Genomic DNA, 8,630 nt, shown 5'->3' on the forward strand with positions numbered 1-8,630 from the left:
GGTCAACCTTCGCACGGCACACCGACTCCGTCATCCTGCACCGGCCTCCCGCTTTCATAGGGAGGCTCGACGGGGCTATGGGCTTGGGCTATGGGGTGAGGCTCGTGAGCGCGGCCTTGGCTAGGCGTAGCCACTGATCGGCGTGCGTCTGGGGAACTGCGACCCAGTCCTTGAAGGGTTGGTTCTTGCCAGAGGCATCGAAGAGCTCGGAGCCGGGAATGGCCAGGGCTTTCGTGTGCGCCGGTGTTCCCTCGCCGAGTTTGAAGGCGAGGTAGTCCCCTTTGAGGCAGGCGAAGGCCTTGCCGTGGACTTTGAGGGCGCGTTTACCGAACAATATTCCAGTCGTGACGCCGAGAGGAGTGAGCCGATCGGCGACACGGTCGAAGAGTTCATCGGAGGTCATGAGCCGGTCCTCTCCTACCATCTTCGGGTGCCCTCTTCGGTGCTACGCCGGCGTATGTCGGCCGCTGGTGGTCGGATTCAGACCTGGACAAGGCCGCCGTCGACGAAGAGTTCGGCTCCCGTGGTGAAGGAGCTCTGGTCCGAGGCAAGAAAGACGGCTGTGGCGGCGACTTCGTCGGGGCGGCCTATCCGGCCGAGGGGGATCTCCTCAGCGAGGCTGTCCGCCAGTTGCTGTTCGCCCTTCGCCTGGCTGCCCATACCGCGAATGCCGGGGGTCTCTATCGGGCCCGGGCTGAGGGCGTTGACCCGGATTCCGCGGCCCGCGAGTTCGGCGGCCCAGGTGCGGGCCAGGTTGCGGATGGCGGCCTTGGTGGCGCTGTAGACGGTCATTGCCTGGACGCCCATCGACGCGTTGGTGGACGAGAGTACGATCACCGAGGCCCCGTCCGGCAGCAACGGGAGTGCCTTCTGGACTGTGAAGATCGTCCCCTTGACGTTGATGTCGAAGGTCGAACGGTACTGCTCCTCGGTGATCTCCCCCAACCGCGCCAGCCCACCGCCACCGGCGTTGGCAACGACGACGTCCAGCCGTCCGCTGCCGTCCTGGATGGTGGCGAAAAGGCGATCGAGATCGTCGAGATTCGACACGTCGCTTTGGACGCCGACGGCCCGTTCCCCAACTGTTTCCACGGCCGCATCCAACTCGGCCTTGCGTCGGCCTGTGAGGTACACGGTGGCGCCCTCGGCGGCGAACCGACCGGCTATGGCCAGACCGATCCCGGTCGAGCCGCCAGTCACCAGACTGACCTTGCCATCGAGCTGTCCCATGATGTCCACTTCTTCCTTGAGGTAACTCATCCAGAGACCTGCTGAAAGCGCAGCGCGCCAACACGTGGCAACCGATGCTCGGCCATCTTGTGACGGCCCCGCCGCCCCCTGAATCCCCCGGCACCCCACCTCACGAAGTACCTGGTTCAGTCCGTTTTGTACCTACTAGTAAAGAACCCGAACCGGGGTACCGCAACCGGAGGACCGCCGAGTTGCGCAAGCAGTTCCCGGACGTGCCGGTCATGACGACGAGGATCCGGACTGGGCCGACGAAGTCAGCAGGGCGGCCGGATGATGGTCGGGTCGCCCGGGGGAATCGCACCCCCGGGCTCCCACAGAACCGTGCGTAACGGTCTCCCGTTACACGGCTCTTGTCCTCCTGATCACCGGAACCCCGGTGTCCATGCCCACTGGGCGAAGAGCCTCGGGTACTGACGCGTGACCCGCTTCCAGCACGCATGGGCTCTCTTGAACGGTCGGAGCCGCCGATACTTCTTGCGGACCCAGCGCATCAGGTAGGTGTTGATGCGCTGGAGGAGGGGATGCAGCGCGGAGCGGTAGAACGCTCCGTAGTACTGCATCCAGCCCCGCACGATCGGGTTGATGCGACGTGCGAGGTCGAAGAAGGTGAGGTGGATCTGCCGGTGGAGCCGCCAGGAGCGGAGCTCCGTGCTGATCTTCTTCTGGGCGTCCTTGCTAATCGCGGGCAGGAAGCTGGTGAAGTTCACGCCTTTCCTGTTCCGCGCCCCGCGGGCTTGGAAGGTGAACCCGAGGAAGGTGAACGACGTGTGCTCGTAGGAGCCGCGTCGGTTTCCGTCCTTGCAGTACACGATCCGGGTCTTGTCTGGATGCAGCCGCAGCCCGACGTCGTCCATCCTGTTCGCGAGTGCGGCCAGGACCTCGCGGGCCTGGCGCTCGCTGACGCAGTGCACGACCGCGTCGTCTGCGTACTGCTCGAACTGGACACTCGGGTACGTCCGGGTGAGCCACATGTCGAACGCATAGTGCATGAACAGGTTCGCCAGCACGGGCGAGACCGCAGAACCCTGCGGGGTCCCTCGGTCCCGCTTCTGCAAGGAGCCGTCGGGCAGTTGAAGCGGCGCACGAAGCCACCGATCAACATACAACTTCACCCAAACGGCGTCGGTGTGAGCCTCCACGGCCTTGACGATGAGATCCCAGCGCACGCTGTCGAAGAACTTCTGGATGTCGAGATCAATCACCCAGTCCTTTCCCCAACACCGCTGCCGGCATCGTTCCACCGCATCCAGCGCGGACCTTCTCGGCCGGTATCCATAGGAGTCCTCGTGGAATACAGGCTCCACTCGGATCCCGAGATGCCGGGCCGCTACGGTCTGCGCCACCCGGTCGGCGACCGTGGGAATGCCGAGCATTCTCGTGCCGCCGCCGTGCTGCTTCGGGATCTCCACCGCACGCACCGGAGGAGGAAAGTACGTCCCCGACGACATTCGATTCCAGATCTTGTATAGGTTGCCCTTCAAGTCGGCTTCGAAGTCTTCGAGGGACTGCCCATCCACCCCTGGTGCCCCTTGATTCCTCTTGACCTCCCGATACGCCTCCAGTACTTCCCACTTGGAGATGTCGAACGGCTTGTTCAGTGACTTCAGCTTGTCCATCGGCTCCTCCCGGAGAACGTCCGGTTGACCAAACGCACACAGCCACGGATGACCCGGCCCCTTCGCTCCACCCCCGTTACAGGGGCTTCGGCACTACTACGGGCCGGTCCGCCAGCACGCTCCGCGCCGGTACTCAGCCCCTCGCGGTTCAGCCGCTCGGGGGTCTCCCTCTCGCAGCCCTCTGCGGGCAGCAGTGTCGAAGCGTGCCTTCCCACGTTCCGTGCAAGACCAGCGGACCAGGCTCACGCCACCTCCGTGCCGGACACCGCCTGGCCAGTAGACGGGCACCCGCCAGGCTTATCCCGGACCCAATCCCGTGGACCCGGTTTTGATGCCACCTAAATTTCAATAACGACACTTCATCAGTGGTTCACTCGCGTTCGTCTTCCTGATCCCCACCTGACGCCTCTCGGGCGCCTTCTCCACATCGCTCACCACGATCGCGTCACCGTTCTCGCAGCATGTGGTGGTTTGAAGCCTCCCCCCGCAGGGCGGCTCCGAAGGGCCAGACCTTCATGACTTGCACAGCATTGCTTCCAGAACTGTTCCTACATACGGTTCCTTTCGCATTCGTGGCACACGGGACCTTTGAATCTCCCCACCCCCTGATCCGGTGGCTCCAGAGTTGCTCGGCTTGATTCCCCAGGCAGTCCCACACTGATCTGCGGACGGGCGCCACGCGGGAGGGGCCGCCCGATAGCGCGCCAGCACCAGGGCCACGTGGTGGGGGCAGCCCAGCCAACGGCTCGTTGGGTCGGCGTGGACTCGGGAATCGAGCGGCTGCGGGCAGAGCGGCCGTGCCGCGGTTCGCTCGCGATGATCGATTGATCGCGGGCGGGGCGATGTCAACTCTCAGGCCGTGCCTGTGTTGGTAGGGCGGTTTCGGAGAGGCTGCGCAGATCGTCGAAGGCTTGGAGGAGATGCGCGTCCAAGCTCTGTGAGGGGTCGTCGATCCAGGCTTGGGCCGCGTGGTGAAAGGTGGCCCAGCCGGTCTGAGCAGCCAGGCCGGCCAGCCGGTCGGCGACACCGCGCTGCCGCAGCGCCTCCGCTACGGCTTCAGCGAGCGACGCAGCCTTGGCCAAGTCGCGTTCGCGGAGTGCTGGTGTCACCGCGATGATCGCCAATCGCGGTTCGGAGAACGGGCGGTTTTCCTCAAGGATCCGTCCGGCTTTCCGCAAGGCGCAGAGCAGCACCTCGAGCGGCTGCAGACCATCGGGCGCTTCGGCCACCGCCTGCATCAGTGCGGCGCGCAGGTCGGCTTCGCCGTCGAAGAGCACCTCACGCTTGTCCGGGAAGTGCCGGAAGAACGTGCGTTCGTTGACGCCGGCCCGGGCGGCGATCTCGGCTGTGGTGGTCTGGTCGAACCCGCGTTCCCGGTACAGCTCCAGGGCCGCCTGCTGAAGGCGGCGGCGCGCTTCTGCTCCGCTCCGTGGCACCCCCCGAGAATACCGCATGTGTCAGTGACTGGCGTTACTTGACGCCAGTCACTGGCGCTACCTAAGGTCAGCGACCGGCGCTACGTAGTGCCAGTCACTGGCGTTAAGTGGGAGAGTGTTTCATGCAAAGGCCCCGGCAGGCAGCGTGCTGCACGGAGTGGCCGAAAACGGCGTCACCCTGAAGAGCATCGCGGAGACGATCGCCCGGAGTCTGGGTCTGCCCACGGTCTCGCTGGCCCGCGATGAGGCCGCCACGCACTTCGTAAGCCCGTTCATGGCCACCGCCTACGGCTTCGACGGACCCGTCTCCAGCACTCACACCCAGGAGCTGCTCGGCTGGTCGCCCACCCACCCGACACTGCTCGAGGACCTCGAACACGGCGATTACCTGGCCACGCCGGCGACGCCGCCCGAGGCCGCGTCGGCGGCCGTCCTCGCGCCCTGACCTCCGAACATATCGCCGACGCCCGCATCCTGCTCGGCGCCGGACAAACCCGAAGCGTCGTCGCCGCCAAGCTGCGCGTCTCCCGATGGACACTCAGCCGCGCCCTCGACACCGCGTCCCGCTGACGGCCGCCACCGGGTGCCAACGCTTGACCGCAGCGGACAGCCCCAGCCCCATGCGCGGATCGCAGAAGAGGACGGTCTAGTCGTCGCCTCAGTGTCCGTCGCGGACCACCGCTAACCCGCCGACCCGGGTCGTGATGCCCGCCGGCCCGCGTCGGGCCGAAGCGAGCACGCTGGCCGGTCGACCGAGGGTGTCGCCCTGCTCCACCTCGATCGCGACCGTCTGCGCCCCTGTCGTGTCGAGCAGGTGGGCGGCCAGGCAGCCGGTGCTGTTGGCGTTGGCGACGTCCTCGTCGACACCGATCGCCGGCGCGAACATCCGCGCCGCACCCGGTCGGTCGCCCACCGGCGGTACGTACACGAAACAGCCGAGGAGCCCGTACCGCTGGCACGCCGCTGTCAGCCTGCCGAGGTGTGGGCAGACTCGGAGCAGCGCCGACCGGTCGTGGACCGGTACCAGCATGCGTGGTGCGCCGGGCGCGGCGACCCGTGGCGCGTCGGTCGGATGCGGATCGTCCGCGGTGAGCCCGAGCGCGGCGACGATCGCGGCGCGCTCGTCCGGTGCCGGGTGACGCAGCGCGACGAGGCCCTGGTCGAACCACACCTCGATGCCGGCGGGGCGGCGGATCGCGACGGTGTCGAACGTGCGCCCGCCGGTGTGTTGGCGGTCGTTTAGCTCGCCCAGCGCGGTGCGGGTCAACCGGACGGCCTGCGCGGCAACGGTGCCGTGGCCGCAGCCGGACAGTTCGGCGGTGGCGGTGAAGAACCGGACCGGCCAGCCACCGTCCGGCGTCCGCCCCGGGCCGAGGAACGCCGCGTGCGAGGTGCCGGCCGCAGCAGCGACCGCACGCCGGTCCGCGTCCGTCGCCGCCGGGTCGTCGTCGGTGACGGACGTGGGGCTACCGCCCCGGCCGTCGCGCCGCACGCACGCATCAACCACCGTGACATCCGGCCAGGACATCGGCCCACCTTTGATGCTCAACGAACCGGCAACGGCGAACGGCGTCCGCCGATAGCCGGACCTGGCCGCAACGGCCGACCGAACGCGTCCCGGAGCGTACCGGCCTGCCTCAGCCGGTGCCGTCCTGCACCGGATAGTGGATGATGACCGCACCGCCGGTGGCGTAGTTGGCGACATCGGCGGCCACCCGCTGGCCTTGCGGCGACGCCCGCGCCGCGGCCATGGCGGCGGCGTCAGCGAAGTCGCCTTCGAAGACCGCGAAATACGGCGCTTCTCCCTTGGTCGCCGCCACGTCGAAGCTGTAGCGCCACGCAAGCAGGCCGGGCAGATTCATGACCAGCGGAAGGTGGTTGGTCACGTAGTAGTCGCGGAAGTGGTCAGGGTCGGCGGGCTTGGAATACAGGACCACCAACTTATGCATGACGACCTCCGTTGAAACACTTCAGCTGCACCATCAGTGCCAGCAGGTGGTTGTCCGACCGCACCTGCCCACTCGCCCACGCTATCTCCTCCGTCTGCGGCGTGTAGAACACGTGCAAACTCCCGGGCCGACAGGAACCGCTTGAACCGCGGATACGCGGTCCGCTCGATCGACGTCACGCCACAACCCCAGACCCGTAAATATCAACCCATACGGATCGAGGAACGTACCAAAAGATCAACTACGCCGAGGGCTGAGATCGATCACATCCGGGAACCCCTGCCCTCACCAGCGCAAACCCGCGGGCCGCTCAGCCTATTGCCGGTTTCCGCCGTACCTTGGCTGCACCCCTTGCGGGTGCGTCCCGCGGACTTCAGTTCCAGTTCGAGGGCCCTGCGCGCGCAGCTCCAGGCCGAAGGTGTGGCCATGTTCCCGCTGCGGGGGCGCGGCGACACGTTTCAGCATGCCCGTGCTGTCCTGCATGGCACTGGCGAGGACCCGGCTGCCGGCCGCGCCGAGCGCGACGACATGATCGACGCGTTCACCGGCCTTGACCGGTACATCCCCCGCCGGGTACGCGCGGAGTTGATCGCCTGGCAGGAACAAGGCCTCATCGTCATTTCCCAGGTCCCGCTGCCCGACGCGCTTGAGGACACCGGCCTGGTCGTGGACCCGGAGATGCGCGCACGGCGCAGTGGAGGAATCGGGGACACGGCCCCGTCAGACGATCAAGACCGCAGGCTCCCGCCCACCAACAGCACGAGCACGGTCAAGGGCCGTCACGCCAGCCCCGCTGACCAGCACGTTCGAAGACGGCGAAGCTTCACTATTTGGCGACAACATCGACGTGCCTCCGAGGGCTTCGGTCCCGGATCCGGCTCAGGAGCAGGGTGAGGTCGAAGGCGGGTGCGCTGTGTGATGTGGTCCAACAGGCCGGGACGGATGCGAGTCCGGGCCCCTTCCGCCCACGGCTCGTCCAGCTCGGCGATCTGAAGCGCGGCGCCGTTGTTGAGCAGCATCCCGAAGGCCAGGAACGCCTTGATCGTCACCGGATCGAGCCCGGTGGTCTCGGCGGCCATCTCCCATATCCACCCGGAGCCTCCGGCGGAGTTCGCAGTGACCCCGCCGAGTAACCACCCTGTCACTGCTTCCGCCCTTCTCGATCTTGGCTCTCGAGCGCTGCCAGATGTAGCAGCGCCGGAAGGGCCGCCACCAAGGCCTCGACCTCGTCGTCAGCGAGTTTGTCGATCAACCCCGCAAACGCATGGACGCCCGCCCGGCGCCGCGCCCGGACGTAAGACGCGCCGGCCTCGGTCAGACACACCAGCGTGACCCGCTTAGCAATGCCGTGTTCTGCGACGAGATGGTTCGCACCGGGCTGCGGCCGAGTGAGCAGGCCCATCTACTGGCCACCGAGATCCCGACGGCGGCGGCTCTGGGCAGCCACCAGCGGTTCTGGACGCCGGGAGCGATCGCGAAGAACTCCTCGGCACGCTGGGTCCAGGAGTCGCCCGCATCGAAGCGCAACACCGCAGACCGCCGACCCAGTAGTTCACGCTGACGCCGACTTCCAAACAGTTACTCCTCCGCACCCAGATGCGCGCCGCCTTGCCCAGCGCCGACTCGGCGTCAGCACCTCCGCCGCCGGGCCCTGGTCAGCCGGGCACGTCAAAGCCACGTACGCAGTGAGGTGGCCCGTCGGAGCCGAAAGCTGCCCCAGGGTATTGCTGACTTCCCGACGTCTCCCAATGCACTGCGTCACGGCCCAGCCGGGCGATAGAGTCGATATGTGCGTTGATCTTCCGGGCGGCAGCCACGTGCAGCCGCGGACGGTGCGGGGCGCCTCGTAACGGGGTCGCCCCAGAAGGCATACCCGTCGTCACCCCACCGGAGCTCCACACCATGACTGCTCAGCAGCCCCTCACCTACGACGCGTTCATCGAACTCGCTACCGCTGATCCAGCTGTCATCGGCATCGTCCTCAAAGGGTCCCAAGCCCACGACGGCATGATCACCCCGTACTCCGACCACGACCTGTACGTGGTCGTCGCCGACGACGCCAGGACCGATCTGACCCGGTTCGCGGGCCACCGTAGCGCCGAACTCGACCTCGTCATCCTCACTTTCACCGAGTTCCGTGGGGCCGGGATGCCAGGTTGGGAACGCTATGCCCTCGCCCGTGCCCAGATCGTGCTCGACCGGCTTGACGGAGACATCGCCCGGATCCTCGCCGACAGGACTCGTCTGAGTGCCGAGGAGGCATTCCGGGACGCAAGTGGCTGGCTAGTGCCGCATCAGGCAACGTTCGCCTCGTCTTGAGTTACCTCGTGAGCCTTGCGGTGGGGTGGGTGAGCTGGAAGGCTCCCGGTCATGCCGAT

The 8,630-nt window shown here is 66.7% G+C and carries 9 protein-coding genes and 2 pseudogenes; 3 read left to right on the forward strand and 8 right to left on the reverse strand.

Annotated features, from left to right (window positions below; genetic code table 11):
• Nucleotides 1–88 precede the first annotated feature (88 nt).
• The 4 genes from ACIPSA_RS48710 to ACIPSA_RS48725 form a co-directional block, all read right to left on the reverse strand.
• The gene (locus ACIPSA_RS48710) at nucleotides 89–403 is read right to left on the reverse strand and encodes a hypothetical protein (RefSeq protein ID WP_402648045.1); all 315 of its coding nucleotides are present in this window, start codon (nucleotides 401–403) and stop codon (nucleotides 89–91) included.
• A 77-nt stretch (nucleotides 404–480) separates the two neighbouring features.
• On the reverse strand, nucleotides 481–1,230 hold the full coding sequence (locus tag ACIPSA_RS48715) for an SDR family NAD(P)-dependent oxidoreductase (RefSeq protein ID WP_402648048.1): 750 nt from the start codon (nucleotides 1,228–1,230) through the stop codon (nucleotides 481–483).
• A 383-nt stretch (nucleotides 1,231–1,613) separates the two neighbouring features.
• The gene (gene ltrA, locus ACIPSA_RS48720) at nucleotides 1,614–2,867 is read right to left on the reverse strand and encodes a group II intron reverse transcriptase/maturase (protein ID WP_402648051.1); all 1,254 of its coding nucleotides are present in this window, start codon (nucleotides 2,865–2,867) and stop codon (nucleotides 1,614–1,616) included.
• 845 nt (nucleotides 2,868–3,712) lie between these two features.
• The gene (locus tag ACIPSA_RS48725) at nucleotides 3,713–4,303 is read right to left on the reverse strand and encodes a TetR family transcriptional regulator (RefSeq protein ID WP_402648053.1); all 591 of its coding nucleotides are present in this window, start codon (nucleotides 4,301–4,303) and stop codon (nucleotides 3,713–3,715) included.
• Between the two features lie 115 nt (nucleotides 4,304–4,418).
• On the opposite strand from ACIPSA_RS48725, the gene ACIPSA_RS48730 reads away from it, so the two are divergent.
• Nucleotides 4,419–4,748 (forward strand): hypothetical protein, encoded by a 330-nt coding sequence (locus ACIPSA_RS48730; RefSeq protein ID WP_402648056.1) that lies wholly within the window; start codon nucleotides 4,419–4,421, stop codon nucleotides 4,746–4,748.
• Nucleotides 4,749–4,777: 29 nt separating this feature from the next.
• Nucleotides 4,778–4,873, forward strand: a complete 96-nt coding sequence (locus ACIPSA_RS48735) for a hypothetical protein (RefSeq protein WP_402648066.1) — start codon at nucleotides 4,778–4,780, stop codon at nucleotides 4,871–4,873.
• A gap of 88 nt (nucleotides 4,874–4,961) precedes the next feature.
• Here the strand turns inward: ACIPSA_RS48735 and ACIPSA_RS48740 are convergent, their stop codons facing one another.
• The 4 genes and pseudogenes from ACIPSA_RS48740 to ACIPSA_RS48755 form a co-directional block, all read right to left on the reverse strand.
• Nucleotides 4,962–5,831, reverse strand: coding sequence for a PhzF family phenazine biosynthesis protein (locus ACIPSA_RS48740; protein WP_402648058.1), 870 nt, complete (start codon nucleotides 5,829–5,831; stop codon nucleotides 4,962–4,964).
• 109 nt (nucleotides 5,832–5,940) lie between these two features.
• Nucleotides 5,941–6,252: an EthD family reductase gene (locus ACIPSA_RS48745; RefSeq protein WP_354968862.1), complete on the reverse strand. Its 312-nt coding sequence runs from the start codon at nucleotides 6,250–6,252 to the stop codon at nucleotides 5,941–5,943.
• Between the two features lie 779 nt (nucleotides 6,253–7,031).
• Nucleotides 7,032–7,331: a hypothetical protein gene (locus tag ACIPSA_RS48750; RefSeq protein ID WP_402648062.1), complete on the reverse strand. Its 300-nt coding sequence runs from the start codon at nucleotides 7,329–7,331 to the stop codon at nucleotides 7,032–7,034.
• Nucleotides 7,332–7,393: 62 nt separating this feature from the next.
• A pseudogene (locus ACIPSA_RS48755) lies at nucleotides 7,394–7,594 on the reverse strand (MarR family transcriptional regulator); the annotation flags it as partial.
• A 560-nt stretch (nucleotides 7,595–8,154) separates the two neighbouring features.
• Here ACIPSA_RS48755 and ACIPSA_RS48760 point away from each other — a divergent pair.
• Nucleotides 8,155–8,538: pseudogene (locus tag ACIPSA_RS48760) on the forward strand (hypothetical protein); the annotation flags it as partial.
• Between the last annotated feature and the right edge of the window lie 92 nt (nucleotides 8,539–8,630).

The organism is Streptomyces sp. NPDC086549 (assembly GCF_044746205.1).
Classification (GTDB): Bacteria; Actinomycetota; Actinomycetes; order Streptomycetales; family Streptomycetaceae; genus Streptomyces.

Coding starts and splice junctions, on each gene's coding strand:
- ACIPSA_RS48715 (WP_402648048.1), bottom strand. CDS start 1,230: ATGGGACAGCTCGATGGCAAGGTCAGTCTGGTGACTGGCGGCTCGACC.
- ACIPSA_RS48745 (WP_354968862.1), bottom strand. CDS start 6,252: ATGCATAAGTTGGTGGTCCTGTATTCCAAGCCCGCCGACCCTGACCAC.
- ACIPSA_RS48750 (WP_402648062.1), bottom strand. CDS start 7,331: ATGGCCGCCGAGACCACCGGGCTCGATCCGGTGACGATCAAGGCGTTC.
- ACIPSA_RS48710 (WP_402648045.1), bottom strand. CDS start 403: ATGACCTCCGATGAACTCTTCGACCGTGTCGCCGATCGGCTCACTCCT.
- ACIPSA_RS48740 (WP_402648058.1), bottom strand. CDS start 5,831: ATGTCCTGGCCGGATGTCACGGTGGTTGATGCGTGCGTGCGGCGCGAC.
- ltrA (WP_402648051.1), bottom strand. CDS start 2,867: ATGGACAAGCTGAAGTCACTGAACAAGCCGTTCGACATCTCCAAGTGG.